The sequence below is a fragment of the Enterocloster sp. genome, assembly GCF_057861365.1.
Window position 1 is genome coordinate 25897 of sequence record NZ_DBMACH010000010.1, and the last position, 21081, is coordinate 46977.

The window sequence follows — 21081 nt, forward strand, 5'->3', positions numbered from 1 at the left end:
CGGATCCATCAAAAGGAGGGTATTCATGGCAGATCTTCAAACCCGATATCTGGAACGGCTTGCAGAGCTTTATCCTACAGTAGCTGCGGCTTCTACGGAAGTTATTAACCTTGAGGCCATTTTAAATCTTCCTAAGGGAACGGAGCATTTCCTTACGGATATCCACGGGGAAGCAGAGGCATTTTCCCATGTGCTGAAAAATGGTTCCGGCGCAGTGCGGCGCAAGGTAAATGACGTGTTTGGGAATACGCTGTGCAGAGAAGATAAGCGCAGTCTGGCAACGCTGATCTATTATCCCAGAGAGAAAATGGCGCAGATTTTAGAGCACACGGCAAATAAGGAGGACTGGTATAAGATTACTCTTTACCGTCTTATAGAGGTCAGCAAGCGTTCCGGCAGCAAATACACCCGTTCTAAGGTGCGCAAGGCGCTGCCGCCGGAATTTGCCTATGTCATTGAAGAGCTGATGACGGAAAAGGCAGATATCCGAGACAAAGAATCCTATTACACCGCCATTATCGCCACGATTATACGGGTGGGCCGGGCGGAGGAGTTTATAAGAGCTCTCTGTGAGCTGATCCAGCGCCTGGTCGTTGACCATCTGCACATATTGGGGGATATTTATGACCGCGGCCCCGGTCCGCACCTGATCATGGATAAGCTGATGCAGTATCACTCTCTGGATATCCAGTGGGGCAACCATGATGTGCTCTGGATGGGAGCGGCTGCAGGGCAGAGGGGCTGTATAGCAAATGTGATCCGTATCTGCGCCAGATATGGGAATCTGGATATTTTAGAAGACGGTTATGGCATCAATCTGCTTCCTCTTGCTACCTTTGCCCTGGAAACCTATGGGGATGATCCCTGCATCTGCTTTGCCTTAAAGGGAAGCCATCCATGCAGTCCCGGAGAAAAGGAACTGAATCTGCGTATGCACAAGGCCATTTCCATTATCCAGTTTAAGGTAGAAGGCCAGCTGATCAAGGAGTATCCGGAGTTTGGTCTGGAACGCCGCCTCCTTCTTCACCGGATCAATTATGAAAATGGCACCATTGTTCTGGATGGAAGACGTCTGCCCATGAAGGATATGCATTTCCCTACGGTGGATCATGCAGATCCCTACCGGCTTTCTCCTGAGGAAGAGTCCATTATGGAACGGCTGGAAAAGGCATTTTTAAACTGTGAAAAGCTTCAGCAGCATATGCGGTTTCTTCTGGCAAAGGGAAGCCTGTATAAGGTATATAATCAAAACCTCCTCTATCACGGCTGCGTTCCCCTTTGTGAGGACGGAAGATTAAAGGAAACGTCTGTTTACGGAAAGCGCTATAAAGGCAGGGGACTTTATGATGTGCTGGAAAGCTATATCCGCAGAGGCTTTATGGCGGAGGATGAGACGGAACGAAAAAGGGGCCGGGACATCATGTGGTACATATGGCTGGGAGAAAATTCCCCGCTTTTTGGAAAGGATAAGATGGCTACCTTTGAACGGTATTTTCTGGAAGATGAGGAAAGCCATAAAGAAAAGAAAAATCCCTATTACCGGATGCTTGAAAATGAAAAAACCGTAGATATGATCCTGGGAGAATTTGGGCTGGGCGGAGAGGAGAGCCATATCATCAATGGCCATGTTCCTGTCAAGTCGAAAAATGGGGAAAATCCGGTTAAATGCGGCGGAAAGGTTCTGGTAATTGACGGCGGCTTTTCCAGAGCTTACCAGAAAGAGACGGGAATCGCCGGATATACCCTGATTTATAATTCCTACGGCCTGATCCTGGCAGCTCATGAACCCTTTGAGTCCAGGGCAGCCGCCATTGAACAGGAAAGCGATATCTATTCGGAGGATATTGTTGTAAAACGGACAGCCAGCCGGAAGCTGGTAGGAGATACGGACACGGGACAGCAGCTGAAGGAAAAAATCGCAGATCTGGAACAGCTGTTAAAGGCCTACCGTGACGGCCGGATCGCAGAACGGTTTGGGAGAAGATAAAAAGGTGAAAGGATACGCATGAATATACAGATTTTTGGAACGAAAAAGAGCTTTGACAGTAAAAAAGCAGAGCGGTATTTTAAGGAGCGGGGGATTAAATACCAATTTATAGATATGAAGGAAAAAGGGCTCAGCAAAGGAGAATTTAACGCTGTATGCCAGGCTGTGGGAGGTTATGAAAAGCTTATTGATCCGGACTGCAGGGATAAGGATCTGTTGGCTCTGATCCGGTATATTGCAGAGGAAGACAGAGCAGAAAAGATTCTGGAAAATCAGAAGATCCTTAAGGTGCCGATCGTCCGTAATGGAAAACAGGCAGCCATAGGCTATGAACCGGATATATGGAAAGAATGGAAATAGCCACGAAACAGAAGAAAGTTAAATAAAATCCTGGTGTCTGAGCTGGGGGTGTGTTATATGTGACTTAATTACAGACATATTTCCCGCAATCCGCTATACTCGATATAAAATTAAGCCGTTTCGGTATTGGCCGGCGGCCGATAGAAACTGAGAGCGGAGGAAGAATATGGCAACGGGAGTTAGAAAGAAAAGGAAAGCATCCGTAGACAGCCGCCTGTGCGTGGCCTGCGGCTGCTGCGTAAAGGTTTGTCCCTTAGGGGCAATCTATGTGGCAGATGGAATGTGGGCTCAGGTGAATTTGGAAAAATGCGTAGGCTGCGGAAAATGTGCAAAAGAATGCCCGGCTTCCGTGATTGAGATCAGGGAGGTGGGATGATGAAAAAACACTGGTATGATTATATGTGGATTTTGTCCCTGACCTATCTGATCCTGGGATTTTTCAATATTATGTTTGCATGGCTGGGACTTTTATGCTTTTTTATCCCCCTGATCATTGCATTGGTGCAGGGGAATAAAGGCTACTGTAACCGCTACTGTGGCAGGGGGCAGCTTTTTGGGCTGTTAGGCGGCCGGCTGGGGCTTTCCAGGAAAAAGGACATTCCGGGATGGATGAAAAGCAGGGCGTTTCGATACGGCTTTCTGGTGTTCTTCCTCATTATGTTCTGCCAGATGCTGTGGAATACGGTTCTGGTATTTACAGGAGCTTCTGATTTAAAGCAGGTTGTGACGCTCTTGTGGATATTTAAGCTTCCATGGCACTGGGCCTACCACGGAACCCTGTTCCATCCCGGCACAGCCCAGTTTGCCTTTGGATTTTACAGCGTGATGCTGACCTCTACCATATTAGGACTCATTACCATGGTGCTGTTTAAGCCCCGCAGCTGGTGCGTATACTGTCCCATGGGAACCATGACCCAGCTGATCTGCAAAGGGAAAAATGGTAAAAAATAGATATCTGTGATCGAAAAGCCAGACGCGTTCGTATTACCTGCGTCTGGCTTATTTTATGATTCGGCCAGTTTTCTAAGTCGTTTTTCATCGGTAATGTTAATCATCCCCCGGCTGAGTTTTACCATGCCTTCCTCCTGGAAGTAACGCAGCATCCGAGTTACTACCTCTCTGGCAGTACCCAGATGGCCTGCAATGGTTTCATGGGTGATTTTTAATCCGGAACTTCCTTCCAGAGCCATTTCCTCTAAAAGAAAGGAGGCCAGTCTCCGGTCAAAGGTTTTCCACATGATCTGTTCAATGAGCCACATCACCTCAGAAAAGCGGGCTGCCATGATCTCATTTGTATAATTGGAGACAGCAGCAGATTCCTCCATGAGACGTTTGTAGATCACTGCTGGTATGATGCAGATGTTAGAATCCTTTTCCGCCTCGATCGTAATGTCAAACTGGATATTTTTCATAATGCAGGAAGCAGAAAAAAGACAGATATCCCGCTCCAAAAGCCGGTACAGCGTGACCTCACGTCCTTCCTCGGAAATCATATAGACCCGCAGCTGGCCTTTTTTTATAAGTACGAGTCCCAGGCAGTCAGAGCTTCCATTATACAAAACAGTGCCTTTTTTCACATCCCGGCAGATAAGATGGGTGGATATAAGCTCCTGCTGGGCCGGGGTCAGGTGGTTCCAGACTGAAAAATTATTACTAAGATCCATAAGTATAGCACCTCCCTATGCTGTTTTTAGTATAAAGTCGAGACTGTGATCTGTCAATGAAGGTATTTTTTAACAGGATGCTTTTTCTGTCATTTGCATAAAATCACATCTGTTTACGCATAATATTTCCAATCGCCGGATGTTTTCAATGGAAAATACGGTCTGATATGGGAAAGGAGCACATAGCAGATGGAACAGAAGAAAGGAAAAGCGACGGTAGCGTTTGCACGGCCTCCGGTTATCTGCGGAGCAGCCAGTATAGTTGGAAAGAAGGAAAGTGAAGGGCCCTTAGGACCGTTTTTTGACCGTCATATCATGGATGATGGAAAGGGGATGGAAAACTGGGAGCAGGCAGAGAGCTCCATGCAGAAGGCGGCTGCAGATCTGTCCATTACAAAAGCCGGACTGAAACGGGATGATATCCGTTATCTTTTTGCAGGAGATCTGCTGGGACAGCTGATTGCCACCTCTTTTGGAACCGTAGATCTGGAAATTCCCCTCTTTGGGCTTTACGGGGCCTGTTCCACCATGGGAGAGGCCATGAGCCTGGGAGCAATGATGGTAAATGCAGGCTATGCGGATCATGTGCTATCCATGGCGTCCAGCCATTTTGCCACCGCAGAAAAACAGTTCCGTTTTCCTCTTGCCTACGGGAACCAGCGCCCTATGTCTTCTACCTGGACGGTGACTGGGTGCGGGGCAGTCGTCATTGGGAAAGAGGGGCAGCCGGGACTGGCAAAGATCACGGCATTTACTGCCGGAAAAGCGATCGATATTGGAGCCAGAGATTCTATGAATATGGGAGCTGCCATGGCTCCGGCGGCATTTCATACAATCGAACAGAATCTGGAGGATCTTGGAACGGATGAGACCTGGTATGACAGGATCATCACCGGAGACCTGGGAGAGGTAGGAACGCAGATCCTGTTGGATCTGATGGAGAAAAAGGGGCGCAGCCTGAAGGAACGCCATATGGACTGCGGCGTTGAGATTTACAGCAAAGAAACCCAGGATACCCATGCAGGAGGAAGCGGCTGCGGCTGTTCTGCGGTTACGCTGTGCGCGGCGATCCTTCCAAAAATCCGGGAGGGAATCTGGAAACGTGTTCTTTTTGTGCCTACAGGCGCTCTTCTTTCTACGGTAAGTTACAACGAAGGACAGACCATCCCGGGAATTGCCCATGGGGTGGTAATAGAGCATTTGGAATAATGGGGGAGGCCCTAAAGGCCGGATCCAGCATAAATAAGGAGCAGATATATGGATTATATAAAAGCATTTGTTACAGGAGGCATTATCTGTGCTCTGGTTCAGATCCTGATGGAAAAGACGAAACTGATGCCGGGACGGATCATGGTACTGTTAGTCGTTTCAGGAGCCATTCTGGGGGCGGTAGGGATTTATGAGCCCTTTCTTTCCTGGGCCGGAGCCGGAGCCAGCATTCCCCTTCTGGGCTTTGGAAATACGCTTTTTAAGGGGGTAAAAACTGCGCTGGCAGAGGAAGGAGTATTGGGATTATTTAAAGGTGGGCTGACCGCCGCATCTGCCGGAATCACCGGGGCTCTCATATTCGGGTATTCAGCTTCCGTACTTTTTAAGCCCAAGATGAAGTGAGGGGAAGTTTAATACTTTAAAACTATTGCATATGTCCCTGGCAATCTGGTATAATTGGAAAAAATCCCGCCGGGAGAGAACTGGCGGGTTCTTTTTAGAAAAACGTATTTTTAAAATATTATATGAGGCAGATATATGAAAGACAAGAGATCAAACCGCTATAAAACTGCAGCCTGGATTCTTTTGATCGCTGGTATTGTTTCTTTTTCCGTTATCAATATTTTTTCGCTGTTTTTTCACTATTCCAACCGTATACATAATGAAATTCTTAACCGTAATATGGAGCAGATTTCCCTTTTATCTGACTATATTGTAAAGATTATACGAAGTGAGATGAGGCATTGTACAGAGATTTTAAATATAGGTGAGGAAAATTTCAGCGTACCAGAGAAAATGACTTCCGCGGAAATCGTAAAACAACTTCAGGAAATCAGGAGCAGGGCGGGATTTGCACAGATAGGCATTATGGATCAGGAAGGGAATACCATAGACGATACGGGAAACCGCTGGCAGATAGATGACAGTGAGCTTTTGGCTGCTATGGAAAAGGGGAGAGCTTATGTTTCTGATGTGTTTACCAGCGGCCGGCAGGATACCAGCCAGATCATGATCATGGTGCCTCTGTGGGAATTACAGAAGCAGAAAAGGGGATGGGTTTTAGAAATCTTTATGAAAGAGCGGACCGGGCGCTTTATAAGGCGAAGGAACAGGGGCGGGACGGATATTATATTGCAGAGTAAGACGGCGGAAGATCCTATAGGGCCAGCTTGACGCTGCAAAAAAAGAATCTGTGAAACAGTATGTAAAATACAGCTGTATTCACAGATTCTTTTTATTCTCTTTAAATATCAGTTCTGTCGGACGCCGGGCCCCGAATTTTCCCACTGCGGCCGGGTTTGAGGCTCATAACCGGGGCCGATGGGAGAGATGGTTACATTTTCGCCGGAGCCACCAGTCTCATCCGAGCCAAAGGAAGGTGCGATAATGGTAGAATTGCCGGAATGAATGGTGCAGGTACCTGGTATGGAAAATACGGAATCATCCGTTGCCAGATTTTCCTCTCCCTCAGGCAGTACCATGCATACCTTTGTTGTCTTTTCCGTGCAGTACGGAGTGGGGCGCAGGCCGGACTGGGCGCAGACGGTTACAGCCACATGCTTGTCGCAGACCTCGGACGGAGCGGTTCCTTTAGCAAAGTATTCCGTATATACGGCGCTGCCTCTTGGGTCGTGATCGCAGACGCCGGGTACTGCCCGTTTGCCGGATTTGCGGCAGATTTCGGCCGTTTCCACGCTGTCTGGAACGGGAAATCCGGGATCAGAAAGCCCCTCATGGACACGGTTCATGATATTGCGCCAGATATCCTTATGGAAAGAGGTACCTCCGTTTTCGGCAGAGAGTTTCTGGTTGCTGTCACAGCCGCCCCAGACACCGGCTGTATAGTAGGGAGTAAAACCTACAAACCAGATATCATTATTTCCGGTGGTAGTGCCGCTCTTGCCGGCTGCAGACATTCCAGACAGGGCTGCTCTGGTACTGGTGGAATTGATGGATACGCCGGAACGCGCAAATTTCCGGTTTGCTTTCATGGAATCCGCCATGGCATCTGTAAGCAGAAAGGCAGTGGAATCCTTTAATACCTGCCGTGTTTCAGGCTCATTGTTGATGAGCACATTCCCGTCATGATCCAGGATCTTTGTAAAGAACCGGGGTTTTGTATACACACCGCCGTTTGCGATGGAGGCATAGGCGGCAGTGAGCTCTAAGTTGGAAACGCCCTTTGTGAGTCCGCCCAGAGCCTGGGCAGCGCCGAGATCATTTTTTGTCATGGAAGTAATTCCCATTTTTTCAGCGTATTCCATGCCAAGCTGGGGCGTTACGGTTTCCATCAGGGCCCGCACTGCTATGATATTCATGGAGTAAATGATGCCTTCACGGATATTAGAATAGCCTACAAAGCCTTTCCCGGAACCCCACCAGTTACGGAAGGTTTTTGTTCCAATCGTATAAGGAGCGTCATAATAAACCGTTCCCAGGGTGGCTCCGCAGGTGTCAAGAGCTGGAGCGAAGGCAGTGATTACCTTAAATGCAGAACCGGGCTGGCGGTATACATTGCTGGCACGGTTCAAGGTCAGGCTGGCGGTCTTTTCACCGCGTCCTCCGGAAAGGGCCCGTACCTCACCGGTACGCTGATCCATCAGTACAAAGGACGCCTGAGGCTGTAAAATCAGGTTCTGGCGTTCTCCGATAATGGTGTCGCCATCCTTGATCAGCCATGCTTTGTAGCGTTCGATATCCTCCTGGACTGCTTCTTTGCTTGGATAAAGGCCATCATAGCCCGTATCTCCCAATACAGACTTGTGGTAGGATTTTAAATTTTCTTCTGAAAAATGCTCGGTTGTCCCATCCGTATGTGTGATGGAAAGACGGTATTCTACGGAATACTTGGCAGCAGTATAATTTTCCGGATTGTTGATCTCCTCATCCACAATGGCCTGAAGCTTGGGATCCTGTGTGGTATAAATTTTAAGTCCTCCCGCATAAAGAAGATTTCTCGCCTGGCTTTCCGAATATCCAAGCTCCCCCATAAGAGCGGCAATGACCTGTTCGACCAGCTCATCGGTAAAATAACTGAAATGGGAGTTTGTTTCCTGTGCGGCTGTATTTACGTTTTGGATCCGCTCATACACATTGTCTGCCAGCGCCTCTTCCAGCTCCTGTTTGTCGATATAATCCTGATCATACATATATTGAAGGACAATGCTGCGGCGTTCGGCATTAGCCTCGGCGCCGGAGATCGGATTGAGACGGGAGGGATTTTTCGTGATGGAGGCGAGAACCGCACATTCGGAAAGGGTAAGATCAGATACTTCTTTATTAAAATACCGCCGTGCGGCCACCTTTACACCCAGAGTATTATAGCCCAGGTTAATGGTGTTGAGATAATTGGTAATAATGACTTTTTTTGTTTCTTCCTTGGACATGCCGGAATTTTTTTCCAGATGTACGGCAAGATACTGCTCCTGGAGCTTTCGTTCAATACGGGCTCCCCAGCTGGTTTCCATACCGCCGGCAAAGATATTGTTTTTGATAAGCTGCTGTGTGATGGTGCTTCCGCCACCGGCATAGTCGTCGCTGATCAGGCCGTTGACCGCTCTGGCGATGGAACGGATATCGATACCGTTATGGGACCAGAAACGGGAATCCTCAATGGCTACAAAGGCATTGATCAGATCCTGGGGCAGTTCCTCATAGGCAGCAGATTCACGGTTGGAACCGCTGGTTACAATTGTGTCGGTGAGATTGCCGCCTATGTCATAAACGGTAGTGGCAAAGCGATCCGGCTGGATGTTCATAAGGTCTACGGAAGGGGCGCTGTCGATAATCCCCTTTACCATGCCGAAACCGATGGCAGTGCCTGCGATGGCCAGAAAAAGAAACAATACAAAAAAAGCCTTAAAGATGTTAAAAAACAGCTTTGAGGTATATTTGGCCGATTTTGACTGGAGAGCCCTAAGCCTGCGCTCAGACTCATGTGTTCCGTAATTCATAGTTTCTCCTTTACAACAAGTTCCCCCCGTATGACAAAGCCCTGAGGCATTTGGCAGACGATTAAATTATACAACAGTTTTATGGAATTGAAAAGGCATAAATATGGCTTGCCATGAAAGCCTAACTATATTATGATAAAAAACAGAAGAAAAATAAGGAAAATGTGGGTGCAGTTTCTGAAAAAAAGGGAAAAGGAGAGAGAAAAGTGGTAGAAAGCTACAAGATCGTATATGAGGGCGCAGATGGGGAGCTGGTGGAAAAAAAGTCCCGGTTTATTGCCCAGATCCGTCCCGTGGCTTCGGAGGAAGAAGCCTTTGCCTTTATTGAGGAGGTCCGTAAGAAATACTGGGATGCAAGGCACCACTGCTACGCCTATATTATAGGAGAACGGGCTCAGACGGCTCGGTGCAGCGATGACGGCGAGCCCTCCCAGACGGCGGGAAAGCCCATGATGGATGTGCTGGCAGGAGAGGGACTCCACGATGTATGTGCAGTAGTTACCCGGTATTTCGGAGGTACACTTTTAGGGACAGGGGGCCTTGTAAGAGCTTATTCCGGTGCTGTAAAAGAAGCGCTTTTAAACTGTTCGGTTGTAGAAAAAAAGCTGGGAGTGCAGCTGGAGGTCACAGCCGACTACAACAGCGTGGGAAAGATCCAGTATATTGCGGCCCAGGAGGGGATCGATACTCTGGAAAGCAGGTATTCCGATAAGGCAGAGTTTGATTTTCTGGTACCGGTTGCCGTAAAGGACTGCTTCCAGGCCAAGATCACAGAAGGGACCAACGGCCGGGCGAGGATACGCACCGGAAAAGAACTGTACTACGGCATGAACCGGGGAGAGCTGATCGTATTTTAAAATGCACCTGGATTTGGGTCTTGCAATCTTAAGATACCAATGCTATACTATAAAACCGTGACTAAATCTATAAGTTTTCTGCATAAATAAGGAAGAATGATCACTATGAAGATGAAAAGAGAAGATGTAAGAAATATTGCCATTATCGCCCATGTAGACCATGGCAAAACCACTCTGGTGGATCAGCTGTTAAAGCAGAGCGGCGTATTCAGAGCCAATCAGGAGGTTCAGGAGCGCGTCATGGACTCCAATGACATTGAGCGTGAGCGAGGCATCACCATTCTGTCAAAAAATACAGCTGTATTTTATAAGGATACAAAGATCAATATTATCGACACTCCCGGACATGCCGATTTCGGCGGCGAGGTAGAACGTGTGCTTAAGATGGTAAACGGCGTTGTTCTGGTTGTGGATGCCTACGAAGGCCCCATGCCCCAGACCAAGTTTGTGCTTCAGAAAGCATTGGAGTTAAATCTGTCCGTAATCGTGTGCATCAATAAGATCGACCGTCCGGAAGCACGTCCGGAAGAGGTGATCGACGAAACGCTGGAGCTTATGATGGATCTGGATGCTTCCGATGAACAGCTGGACTGCCCCTTTATCTATGCTTCTGCAAGAGCCGGTTTTGCAAAATTTAATATTGACGATCCAGAGGTGGATATGGGACCTCTCTTTGAGACCATTGTAAACCACATTCCCGCACCGGAAGGCGACCCGGATGCGGACACCCAGGTATTGATCAGTACCATTGACTATAATGAGTTTGTAGGCCGTATCGGTATCGGCAAGGTGGAAAACGGCGGCCTTAAGGTGAATCAGGAGTGTGTGCTGGTAAACCATCACGATCCTGACAAATTTAAAAAAATCAAGATCGGTAAGCTTTATGAATTTGACGGCTTAAAGCGTGTGGAGGTTCAGGAGGCAAAAATCGGCTCCATCGTTGCCATTTCCGGTATTGCGGATATCCATATCGGGGATACCATCTGCTCTCCACAGAACCCGGAGGCAATCCCCTTCCAGAAGATTTCTGAGCCTACTATTGCTATGTACTTCATGGTAAATGACAGTCCCCTTGCCGGACAGGAAGGAAAGTATATCACCTCCCGTCATTTAAGAGACCGTCTGTTCCGCGAGCTGAATACAGACGTGAGCCTCCGTGTAGAGGAAACAGACTCTGCAGACTGCTTTAAGGTATCAGGACGCGGTGAACTTCATCTGTCGGTCCTGATCGAAAATATGCGCCGCGAGGGCTATGAATTTGCGGTAAGTAAAGCAGAGGTGCTTTATCACTATGATGAGCGCAACCGCAGATTAGAGCCCATGGAGCTTGCTTATATTGATGTTCCTGAGGAGTATACCGGCGTGGTGATCCAGAAGCTGACAGCCAGAAAGGGCGCCCTGCAGGGCATGAGCCAGGCAGCCGGAGGCTATTCCAGACTGGAATTTTCTATCCCGTCCAGAGGCCTGATCGGTTACCGCGGCGACTTTATGACGGATACCAAGGGAAATGGTATCTTAAATACAATTTTTGACGGCTATGCAGAGTACAAGGGCGACTTATCCTACCGTCCTACCGGCTCTCTGATCGCCTTTGAGGCCGGTGAGGCCATTACCTACGGCCTGTTTAATGCTCAGGAGAGAGGAACCCTCTTTATCGGGCCGGGCGTAAAGGTATATTCCGGTATGGTTGTGGGACAGAGCCCCAAGGCAGAGGATATTGAGATCAATGTCTGCAAGACAAAGAAGCTGACCAATACTCGTTCCTCCAGTGCAGATGAGGCCTTAAAGCTGACTCCGCCAAAGATCATGAGTTTAGAGCAGAGCCTGGACTTTATTGATACAGACGAGCTTTTGGAGGTAACCCCGGAGAGCCTGCGTATCCGTAAAAAGATCCTGGATCCTCTTTTACGAAAGAGAGCCTCCTTCAAAAAATAAAATTTATTTTTTAAATAAAATATGACAGTTCTCCCGGAATTTTTGGAATATTCTTCCAAAGTCCGGGAGATTTTTTGCGTTTTACAGATTTTTTTGCTAAAATCGACGTTATTTTCCTGAGTTGTCGAATCGATGCGATGAATTGACCTTTGTTTTCCGTCTATTTCTGGTTATAATTGCATAGATTGATTATGTGCATACGGGAAAATTGTAACCCGGAGTGAAATTGGAAAATAAGAGGAGAAGTACAATGGCAGAAAAAATGATTGAAAACAATAGGGTGAGCGTGATCGGAGAAATCGTATCGGAGTTCTCCTTCAGCCACGAGGTATTTGGCGAAGGGTTTTACATGGTGGATCTGTCGGTAAACCGTCTCAGCGAACAGGCCGATGTAATTCCGCTTATGGTGTCGGAACGTCTTATGGATGTCCATAAGGATCTGCGGGGGAGCACCATCGAGGCAGTGGGGCAGTTCCGGTCCTATAACCGCCATGAGGGTGTAAAAAACCGCCTGATGCTGTCTGTTTTTGCCAGAGAGATTCGTTTTCTGGATGAATTTACGGATTACACCAGAACCAACCAGATCTTCCTGGACGGTTACATATGCAAGCCTCCGATCTACCGAAAAACCCCTCTTGGACGAGAGATTGCAGATCTTCTGCTGGCAGTTAACCGTCCTTATGGAAAATCAGATTACATACCTTGTATCAGCTGGGGAAGAAATGCCCGCTTTGCCTCCGGCTTTACGGTAGGCACCCGAGTCCGTATCTGGGGAAGAGTCCAGAGCAGGGAATATACAAAAAAGCTCAGCGAGACAGAGTGTGAAAAGAGGGTGGCATACGAGGTTTCTATCAGCAAGCTGGAATGCGGCGAGGAGTCGGATCAATAAATTCTCTTACGATTTCCTTACGGAAAATATAAGAAATATTTGCATTATTTCTTATATTGTGCTAGAGTGTGTGTTGTGAATTGATGTTCCAGACACACATAGGGAAGGTGTCCGGAAGGCAGTATGAGGTGCATGATGATGAAAGACAGTACGATACAGGTGATCTGCGGACCGGGTAAGGGGAAAACGGCCAGCGCTCTGGGAAGAGGGATCAGCGCCCTGATCCATGGAAAAAATGTGATCATGGTTCAGTTTTTAAAGGGTTCTATGGATTCCGACAACATGGAAGTATTAAAACGTCTGGAACCGGAATTTAAACTGTTCCGTTTTGAAAAATCTCCTGTGGTTTTTGATCAGCTTTCTGAAGAGGAAAAAGAGGAAGCCAGGATCAATATCCGCAATGGGCTGAATTTTTCAAAAAAGGTTCTTGTAACCGGAGAATGCGATATCCTGATCCTGGATGAGATCCTGGGGATCCTGGATGAAGGGATTCTCACCCTGGAGGAGCTGTGCGCCCTGATCGGCCAGGCAAGACAGTCGGAGGCCGAGCTGATCATGACAGGAACCGTTTATCCGGCGGCTTTGGATGAATGGGTGGATGAGGTGACGAAGCTTCAGACGCGATTTGAGTAAGTTCCCTGTTGACATCTATTTTTAATGATGATAGGATAAGACTATAGACAGAGTAGAGGCTGCGCTGATCATGAATATCGGTTTGGATGTGGCAGGCACAGAAGAAAAGCCGTGAAAGGGAAAAGCGCCGAAGGAGCGGTTATCCTGCAGGATCGTTTCTGGGTGCAGGATGAAGAATCCTGTGACTGTCATCCAGGTGGATGGAGAGCTACCAGAAGATATGTATCCGCAGTAAGAACGGGTTTGTATGGGAAGGGCTGAAACATTTACCTCAGCCCTTCTTTTTTCGCTGGTACGGGGGCGAAAACCGGTGCGGGATATGTACACTTTGTTTATCATGCGCATTTACTGATGGTAAATAAGACTGTAAAAAAGGAGAAGATAAGCATGGCTGTTTTTGAAGGAGCTGGCGTTGCGCTGATTACGCCTTTTAAGGAAAACGGAGAAGTAAATTACGATAAGCTGGAGGAGATCGTAGAGGAGCAGATCGCAGGCGGTACCGATGCGATCATTGCCTGCGGAACTACAGGAGAGGCATCTACCATGACCCATGAAGAGCATCTGGATGTGATCGGCTTTATCTGTGATGTGACCAAAAAGAGAATTCCGGTTGTGGCAGGAACAGGCTCAAACTGTACACAGACCGCCATTTACCTGTCAAAGGAGGCCGAGGAAAGGGGGGCAGACGGTATCCTGGTTGTATCTCCCTATTACAACAAGGCGACCCAGAAGGGACTCAAGGCTCATTTTACTGCTGTGGCAGATGCAGTAAAAATACCCATGATCCTTTACAATATTCCCGGAAGAACCGGTGTAAATATCCAGCCTGAGACCATTGCTTCTCTTTGCCGTGAAGTAGACAATATAGTGGGTGTAAAGGAAGCTACCGGCAATTTTTCCGGTATTGCCCAGCTGATGAACCTGACCGATGGAAACTGCGACGTATATTCAGGAAATGACGATCAGATCGTGCCTCTTTTATCTTTAGGCGGAAAGGGCGTTATCTCTGTTCTCTCCAATGTGGCTCCTTCACAGGCTCATGAAATCTGTGCCTCCTATTTTGCAGGAGATGTAAAAAAGAGCGCCCGGATGCAGTTAGAGGCGATTCCTTTAATTAACGCCCTGTTCTGTGAGGTAAATCCTATCCCCGTAAAGGCCGCCATGAACCTGATGGGAAAAGAAGTAGGACCGCTGCGCATGCCTCTGACCGAGATGGAGCCGGAGCATCAGGAAATTCTTAAAAAGGCCATGAAGGAATACGGCATTCTGGCATAAAACGTTTGAAAAGAGCCCTGGGCCTTGCCAAAAGAAGACTCAGTAAAGAAAGGATACCACAGAAAATGATCAATCTTATCATGCACGGCTGCAACGGCGCTATGGGACGGGTGATTTCCGCCATGGCACAGGAAATGGACGGAATCCGGATCGCTGCGGGCGTTGATCTGAATACGGAAAAAAATTATGATTATCCGGTATATGCCTCTTTGGGAGAGTGTACAGAGGCTGCGGACGCAGTGGTGGATTTTGCTTCTGCAAAGGCAGTGGACGAACTTTTGGATTACTGTCTGGAAAAAGAGCTTCCTCTGGTGCTGTGTACCACAGGACTTACAGAAGAACAGTTAAAAAGGGCAGAGGATGCCAGCAAAAGGATTCCGGTTCTTCGCTCTGCCAATATGTCTCTTGGTGTAAATCTGCTTTTAAAGCTGATTCAGGACGCGGCAAAGGTATTGGGAAATGCGGGCTTTGATATGGAAATCGTAGAGAAGCACCATAACCAGAAAAAGGATGCTCCCAGCGGAACTGCTCTTGCGATGGCAGAAGCGGTGAATGAAGCCATGGGCGGTCTGTATCATTTCGTAACAGACAGAAGCAGTATCCACGAAAAAAGAGATGGAAAAGAAATCGGTATTTCCTCTGTACGGGGAGGCTCGATCGTAGGAGAACATGATATGATCTATGCCGGAAAGGATGAAGTTATTACGATCAGCCATACGGCCTATTCAAAAGCCATTTTTGCAAAAGGAGCTTTAGAGGCGGCAAAGTTTCTGGCCGGAAAACAGCCGGGACTTTATACCATGACAGATGTGATCGGTCTGTAAACAGGAATAAAACTTTTTTGGGAGCTTATACTAAGTGTATCTGAACGTAAGGTTTGGATACACTTTTTTAATAGGGCACCGGACAGAAAACGATGCCTGGAGCACGAAAGGAGAATGTATGATGAAAAAGATCCGACCTGTTATGATGGTACTGTTGATTGCCGTGCTTGCATCATCCCTTACAGCATGCGGCAGCAGAGATTCCAAGCAGCCTACAGCTTCTTCGGGAACACCGGGAACCTCTGCCTCCTACAGCACAGAGACAGACCAGGGCGCAGCCGCAAATGAAACTGAAAATACGGACGCCACATCCCGGTCTGAAACAGATACCACCGGGGAAGGGGTCATGGACGGGATTGCAGATGATGTGAGAAAAGGCGTAGAGGACATAAAAAGGGATATAATGGATACAACTGAATCTGAGTCCACAGCCGAGACACAAAACCGGTAAATAAAATCATTTAAAACCGGAGGACAGACGGAAAATCTCCCTGAGCATTTGGAGAACAGATACAGCTTTCGAAGCTTCAGGGAGATTTTTTTGTTGCAGTCAGGCGGATTTACGTCTATAATGCAGTCAGGAGTGCGTGGGAAAGGAAACCATGAACAAAAGAGAACGGAACCGCTGTTTAAAAAGAAGACGTAAAAAGGCCGTATACAGATGGAAAGCTGTAAGAAAAAACAGGCAGCGCGAAAAGCGGCAGGAAAAAGACAAAAAAGGGCGTTTGGGGGTTCGGATGCTTATATTTGTCTGTATCTGTCTGGAGACGGCCTCGGCAAAGGACTGGCAGTCTGGAAACCGCACAGCAGAAATCCGTATAGACAGCCTGCCCGCATTCATAGAAATCCATCCCTTTTATGAAGAAGAATTTCGCAGGGAGAAAGAGAACGCCAGCCGGACAGAGCAGGGGATTTCCCTGTTTTTAAAAGAAGGGCGCATAGTATTTTTTCGGATTCACGAGGAAGCCTGTGATGATTAGAAGGGCAGAGATGATTTATTAGGAATTTTAATGACTGTCTGTCTTGTGTTCAAAATAAGAAAGTATTATAATTTCTTCTGAATCATAGCATATTTATATATAAAACTTATAACAAACAGATGGAGGATAAGACATGAGCAATCATGATACGTATGTAAGCCCGCTTTCAGAGCGTTATGCCAGCAGGGAGATGCAGTATATTTTTTCACCGGATATGAAATTTAAGACATGGAGACGCTTGTGGATTGCTCTGGCTGAGACAGAAAAGGAGCTAGGCCTTAATATTACCCAGGAGCAGATTGATGAGCTGAAGGCCCATGCAGATGAAATCAACTATGATGTGGCAAAGGCCCGTGAGAAAGAAGTGCGCCATGATGTGATGAGCCATGTGTACGCATATGGCACCCAGTGCCCGAAGGCAAAGGGCATCATCCATCTGGGAGCTACCTCCTGCTATGTAGGAGATAATACCGATGTGATCATTATGACAGAGGCATTAAAGCTGGTCCGCAGAAAGCTGCTGAATGTACTGGCGGAGCTGGCAGCGTTTGCGGATAAATATAAGAATCTGCCCACTCTGGCATTTACCCATTTCCAGCCGGCTCAGCCTACTACTGTAGGAAAAAGGGCAGCCCTCTGGATGATGGAGTTAAAGCTGGATCTGGACGATCTGGATTATCTTATCGGATCCATGCGCCTGTTAGGCTCCAAGGGAACTACAGGCACACAGGCCAGTTTTCTGGAACTCTTTGACGGCGATCATGAGCGCTGCCGCAGACTGGATCAGCGGATCGCGGAAAAGATGGGCTTTGAGGGCTGCTATCCCGTATCCGGACAGACTTATTCCAGAAAGGTAGACAGCCGTGTCTTAAGCGTACTGGCCGGCATTGCCCAGAGCGCCCACAAGTTTTCCAATGATATCCGTCTGCTGCAGCACTTAAAAGAAGTGGAAGAGCCCTTTGAGAAGAATCAGATTGGTTCCTCCGCCATGGCTTATAAGAGGAATCCCATGCGCAGCGAACGGATTGCTTCTCTTGCAAACTATGTAATGAGCGATATGATGAATCCTATGCTGGTAGCTTCTACCCAGTGGTTTGAGCGTACGCTGGACGATTCTGCCAATAAGCGTCTGTCCATTCCAGAGGGCTTTCTGGCGGTGGACGGAATCCTGGATCTGTACTTAAATGTAGTGGATGGACTGGTGGTATATCCTAAGGTCATCGAAAAGCATCTGATGGCAGAGCTGCCCTTTATGGCTACGGAAAACATTATGATGGACGCTGTAAAGGCAGGAGGAGACCGACAGGAGCTCCATGAGCGCATCCGTCAGCTTTCCATGGAGGCAGGAAAGAATGTAAAAGAGCAGGGCGGGGACAACAACCTGTTAGAGTTGATTGCAGCAGATCCTGCATTCGGATTGTCCTTAGAGGATCTTAAAAAGGCCATGGAACCTTCCCGGTATGTAGGCCGTGCACCAAGACAGGTGGAAGAATTCCTTGAGGAAGTGATCCGTCCTGTACTGGAGGCCAATAAAGAAGCACTTGGTATGACTGCGGAGATCAATGTATAAAAATGCTTCAAAGACCATGAATATCAATCTGGAATATTACAAAGTATTTTATTATGTATGCACAGAGGGCAGCCTGACAGCGGCTGCCCAAAAGCTGTGTATTTCCCAGCCTGCGGTAAGCCAGGCCGTGCGCCAGCTGGAAAAAGAGGCCGGCACACGGCTTTTTTTGCGTACCTCCAAGGGCATCCGGCTGACAAGGGAAGGAGAGCTTTTATTCCGTTATGTGAAAACGGGCGTGGAACAGCTTCTGGAAGGCGGCAGGATGCTGGAGAGAATGCTGGATATGGATATGGGAGAGGTTCGGATCGGAGCCAGCGATATGACACTTCAGTTTTTTCTTCTGCCTTTTTTGGAGCAGTTTCACAAAGAGTATCCACGGATCAAAGTTACCGTAACCAATGCCCCCACACCAGAAACCATCTGCAGCCTGGAGGAAGGAAAAATTGACTTTGGCGTAGTGACAACGCCTTTTTCCTGCAAAAGTACCATTCATTCGATGATGGTAAAACCGATTGGAACGGTTTTTATTGCAGGAGACAGCTTTGGCGAACTGAAAGGAAAAAAGCTGGATTACAGTATTCTTGGAAGTATGCCCTGTATTTTTCTGGAAAAAAACACGAGTACCAGAGCCTTTATGGACGCGTTTCTTTCTGCAAAAGGAATGGAACTGACGCCAGAGTTTGAGCTTGCTACCAGCGATATGATCGTTCAGTTTGCAAAGCGGAATATGGGCGTAGGCTGCGTCATGGACGGATTTGCAAAGGATGCCATAGCAAAAGGAGAAGTGTTTGAGCTGGATTTTAAGGAGAAAATGCCTCTGCGCCACATCTGTGTTGTTACGGGTGAGAACAGCCTGATTTCTCTGGCAGGCAGGAAGCTTTTAAATCTGTTTGACGAAATGGCAGAATCTTCCTAAATGGTATAAGGTTTACTTATGCCGCACATAATAAATAATCATTTTACTTATGTGAAAGCTTGTAGTAGAGTAAAAGAGAACTTATGTGAGATCCCGCTATGCTGCGGGATATTTAAATCAGGGCAGCAGCCCAAGGAGGATTGAAGCAATGGTTAGAGCAATCGTAGGAGCTAACTGGGGAGACGAGGGAAAAGGAAAAATAACGGATATGCTGGCGAAAGAGTCTGACATTATCATACGCTTTCAGGGCGGAAGCAATGCAGGTCATACCATTATCAATGAATATGGAAAATTTGCCCTTCACCTGCTTCCTTCCGGCGTGTTTTACCAGCATACTACAAGTATCATCGGAAACGGAGTAGCATTAAATATTCCGTATCTGATCAAGGAAATCCAGTCCCTTGTAGACCGGGGAGTGCCGAAGCCCCATATCCTGGTTTCAGACCGTGCACAGATCCTGATGCCCTACCATGTGCTGTTTGATACTTATGAGGAGGCCCGCCTGGCTGGAAAATCCTTTGGTTCCACTAAGTCCGGCATTGCTCCCTTTTATTCGGATAAATATGCAAAGATTGGCTTTCAGGTCAGCGAGCTGTTCGATGAGGAACTGTTAAGAGAAAAATGCCAGAGAGTGTGTGAGATCAAAAACGTGCTTCTGGAGCATCTTTACCATAAACCCCTCCTGAATGCGGATGAACTGTTTGATGAGCTGATCAGCTACCGGGAGATGATCCGCCCCTATGTATGCGACGTATCCTCCTATTTGTATCATGCCATCAAAGAAGGAAAAAACATTCTGTTAGAGGGACAGCTTGGTTCCTTAAAGGATCCGGATCATGGAATTTACCCCATGGTTACCTCTTCCTCAACCCTAGCTGCCTATGGCGCGATCGGTGCAGGCATTGCACCCTATGAGATTAAAAATATCACAACCGTTGTGAAGGCATATTCCAGCGCAGTAGGCGCAGGCGCCTTTGTCAGCGAAATCTTTGGAGAGGAAGCGGAAGAGTTACGGCATCGGGGCGGCGATGGCGGCGAATACGGAGCCACTACGGGACGCCCAAGAAGAGTAGGCTGGTTTGACGCAGTGGCGACAAGATACGGCTGCCGCATTCAGGGCACCACAGAGGCTGCATTTACCGTACTGGACGTATTGGGATATTTGGATGAGATTCCCGTATGCATCGGTTATGAAATCGATGGAGAGGTCACAAGAGAGTTCCCGACCACTGCAAAGCTGGAGAAGGCAAAACCGGTGTTTACCAGGCTTCCGGGCTGGAAATGCGACATCCGCGGTATTAAAAACTACGAAGAGCTTCCCGAAAACTGCCGCAGGTATATTGAATTTATCGAAAAAGAAATTGAAACGCCCATTACCATGGTTTCCAATGGTCCCGGGCGTGAGGATATTATTTTCAGAAAATAAAAGTTTAAGAATAGGTTCTGATGATTTCTTCGGCAATGGATCGCCTGGTAACACAGCGGTCCATTGCCTGTTTTTCTATGTAGCGGTGGGATTCTGGTTCACTCATGGAAAGCTGGCTGATCAGAATCCACTTTGCCTTATTGACAAGGCGGATTTCGGCCATTTTTTCTTCAATGGACAAAGATTTTTTTTCAAATTGCCTCAGGCGCTCCCTGGCGCTTTCCAGCCAGCTGAAGGCATAGGTCATCGTTGCCTTTGAGATTGGCTTTGACAGGGTAAATACACCATATTCTGCGGCCTGGTCATGGATTTCGTTATGAATATCGCTTTTTACCAGAAGAAGGACAACTGACTGCTTGCTGCTGGAAATATCAATAGCAAGACGAACGCCCATATCATCGTGCAAAGGAGCATTAATGATAATAAAATCATACGTCTTTTCTGTAAGCGTACGTCTGGCGGCATTGATACTTGAAACAGCATGAACAGGAGAATATCTGGTTTCAGGAATCAGGCCGGCAAAGGCAGAGGTGAGTACATCCGTTGCCGACACAATGAGGATACTGTAGGTTCGCTCTTTTAAACTCATTTTCACCCCTCCTG

Annotated in this window: 21 protein-coding genes and 1 riboswitch; of the genes, 18 read left to right on the top strand and 3 right to left on the bottom strand. The window is 47.5% G+C overall.

Features of this window, described 5'->3' with window-relative positions; all coding sequences use genetic code 11:
* Positions 1-25: 25 nt before the first annotated feature.
* The 4 genes from ACZM6M_RS11620 to ACZM6M_RS11635 all read left to right on the top strand — a co-directional run bounded on the left by ACZM6M_RS11620 (position 26) and on the right by ACZM6M_RS11635 (position 3298).
* Positions 26-1987 (top strand): fructose-1,6-bisphosphatase, encoded by a 1962-nt coding sequence (locus ACZM6M_RS11620; RefSeq protein ID WP_484078057.1) that lies wholly within the window; start codon positions 26-28, stop codon positions 1985-1987.
* Between the two features lie 18 nt (positions 1988-2005).
* Complete coding sequence (locus ACZM6M_RS11625; RefSeq protein WP_337434088.1) at positions 2006-2347, top strand: arsenate reductase family protein; 342 nt, start codon at positions 2006-2008, stop codon at positions 2345-2347.
* Between the two features lie 166 nt (positions 2348-2513).
* A complete protein-coding gene (locus tag ACZM6M_RS11630) occupies positions 2514-2723 on the top strand; it encodes a 4Fe-4S binding protein (protein WP_296039100.1) in 210 nt (69 codons plus the stop codon).
* The gene (locus ACZM6M_RS11635) at positions 2723-3298 is read left to right on the top strand and encodes a 4Fe-4S binding protein (protein WP_296039121.1); all 576 of its coding nucleotides are present in this window, start codon (positions 2723-2725) and stop codon (positions 3296-3298) included. The genes ACZM6M_RS11630 and ACZM6M_RS11635 overlap by 1 nt, the downstream gene beginning before the upstream one ends.
* A gap of 53 nt (positions 3299-3351) precedes the next feature.
* Here the strand turns inward: ACZM6M_RS11635 and ACZM6M_RS11640 are convergent, their stop codons facing one another.
* Positions 3352-4011, bottom strand: a complete 660-nt coding sequence (locus tag ACZM6M_RS11640; RefSeq protein ID WP_337434086.1) for a Crp/Fnr family transcriptional regulator — start codon at positions 4009-4011, stop codon at positions 3352-3354.
* Positions 4012-4200: 189 nt separating this feature from the next.
* Between ACZM6M_RS11640 and ACZM6M_RS11645 the strand changes: the two genes are divergently transcribed.
* From ACZM6M_RS11645 to ACZM6M_RS11655, 3 genes are all read left to right on the top strand, one after another.
* Complete coding sequence (locus ACZM6M_RS11645) at positions 4201-5220, top strand: stage V sporulation protein AD (RefSeq protein WP_337933200.1); 1020 nt, start codon at positions 4201-4203, stop codon at positions 5218-5220.
* 48 nt (positions 5221-5268) lie between these two features.
* On the top strand, positions 5269-5622 hold the full coding sequence (locus ACZM6M_RS11650) for a SpoVA/SpoVAEb family sporulation membrane protein (protein WP_066548175.1): 354 nt from the start codon (positions 5269-5271) through the stop codon (positions 5620-5622).
* A 135-nt stretch (positions 5623-5757) separates the two neighbouring features.
* Entirely contained in the window at positions 5758-6393 is a 636-nt protein-coding gene (locus ACZM6M_RS11655) for a hypothetical protein (RefSeq protein WP_066548178.1), read from the top strand.
* 77 nt (positions 6394-6470) lie between these two features.
* Here the strand turns inward: ACZM6M_RS11655 and ACZM6M_RS11660 are convergent, their stop codons facing one another.
* A complete protein-coding gene (locus tag ACZM6M_RS11660) occupies positions 6471-9173 on the bottom strand; it encodes a transglycosylase domain-containing protein (protein WP_489490442.1) in 2703 nt (900 codons plus the stop codon).
* Positions 9174-9379: 206 nt separating this feature from the next.
* Here ACZM6M_RS11660 and ACZM6M_RS11665 point away from each other — a divergent pair, with 206 nt between their 5' ends.
* From ACZM6M_RS11665 to ACZM6M_RS11715, 11 genes are all read left to right on the top strand, one after another.
* Positions 9380-10030: a YigZ family protein gene (locus ACZM6M_RS11665; RefSeq protein ID WP_337434081.1), complete on the top strand. Its 651-nt coding sequence runs from the start codon at positions 9380-9382 to the stop codon at positions 10028-10030.
* A gap of 105 nt (positions 10031-10135) precedes the next feature.
* Complete coding sequence (typA, locus tag ACZM6M_RS11670; protein ID WP_066548183.1) at positions 10136-11965, top strand: translational GTPase TypA; 1830 nt, start codon at positions 10136-10138, stop codon at positions 11963-11965.
* Between the two features lie 250 nt (positions 11966-12215).
* Positions 12216-12854, top strand: a complete 639-nt coding sequence (locus ACZM6M_RS11675; protein WP_066548185.1) for a single-stranded DNA-binding protein — start codon at positions 12216-12218, stop codon at positions 12852-12854.
* 135 nt (positions 12855-12989) lie between these two features.
* Positions 12990-13487 (top strand): cob(I)yrinic acid a,c-diamide adenosyltransferase, encoded by a 498-nt coding sequence (locus ACZM6M_RS11680; RefSeq protein ID WP_081422941.1) that lies wholly within the window; start codon positions 12990-12992, stop codon positions 13485-13487.
* Positions 13488-13532: 45 nt separating this feature from the next.
* Positions 13533-13706, top strand: a riboswitch (Lysine riboswitch).
* A gap of 168 nt (positions 13707-13874) precedes the next feature.
* Complete coding sequence (gene dapA / locus ACZM6M_RS11685) at positions 13875-14762, top strand: 4-hydroxy-tetrahydrodipicolinate synthase (protein WP_066548188.1); 888 nt, start codon at positions 13875-13877, stop codon at positions 14760-14762.
* Between the two features lie 65 nt (positions 14763-14827).
* Positions 14828-15586, top strand: coding sequence for a 4-hydroxy-tetrahydrodipicolinate reductase (gene dapB / locus ACZM6M_RS11690; RefSeq protein WP_296038780.1), 759 nt, complete (start codon positions 14828-14830; stop codon positions 15584-15586).
* Between the two features lie 118 nt (positions 15587-15704).
* Positions 15705-16037 carry a hypothetical protein gene (locus ACZM6M_RS11695; RefSeq protein WP_143331351.1) on the top strand — a complete coding sequence of 111 codons (333 nt, stop codon included), beginning with the start codon at positions 15705-15707 and terminating at the stop codon, positions 16035-16037.
* A gap of 151 nt (positions 16038-16188) precedes the next feature.
* A complete protein-coding gene (locus ACZM6M_RS11700; protein ID WP_337434080.1) occupies positions 16189-16566 on the top strand; it encodes a hypothetical protein in 378 nt (125 codons plus the stop codon).
* 133 nt (positions 16567-16699) lie between these two features.
* Positions 16700-18136: an adenylosuccinate lyase gene (gene purB, locus ACZM6M_RS11705; protein WP_066548204.1), complete on the top strand. Its 1437-nt coding sequence runs from the start codon at positions 16700-16702 to the stop codon at positions 18134-18136.
* Between the two features lie 16 nt (positions 18137-18152).
* Complete coding sequence (locus ACZM6M_RS11710; RefSeq protein ID WP_337434111.1) at positions 18153-19052, top strand: LysR family transcriptional regulator; 900 nt, start codon at positions 18153-18155, stop codon at positions 19050-19052.
* Positions 19053-19200: 148 nt separating this feature from the next.
* The gene (locus ACZM6M_RS11715; protein WP_066550763.1) at positions 19201-20478 is read left to right on the top strand and encodes an adenylosuccinate synthase; all 1278 of its coding nucleotides are present in this window, start codon (positions 19201-19203) and stop codon (positions 20476-20478) included.
* Between the two features lie 4 nt (positions 20479-20482).
* On the opposite strand, the gene ACZM6M_RS11720 is transcribed toward ACZM6M_RS11715, so the two are convergent.
* Positions 20483-21067: an ANTAR domain-containing response regulator gene (locus ACZM6M_RS11720; protein WP_489490443.1), complete on the bottom strand. Its 585-nt coding sequence runs from the start codon at positions 21065-21067 to the stop codon at positions 20483-20485.
* Between the last annotated feature and the right edge of the window lie 14 nt (positions 21068-21081).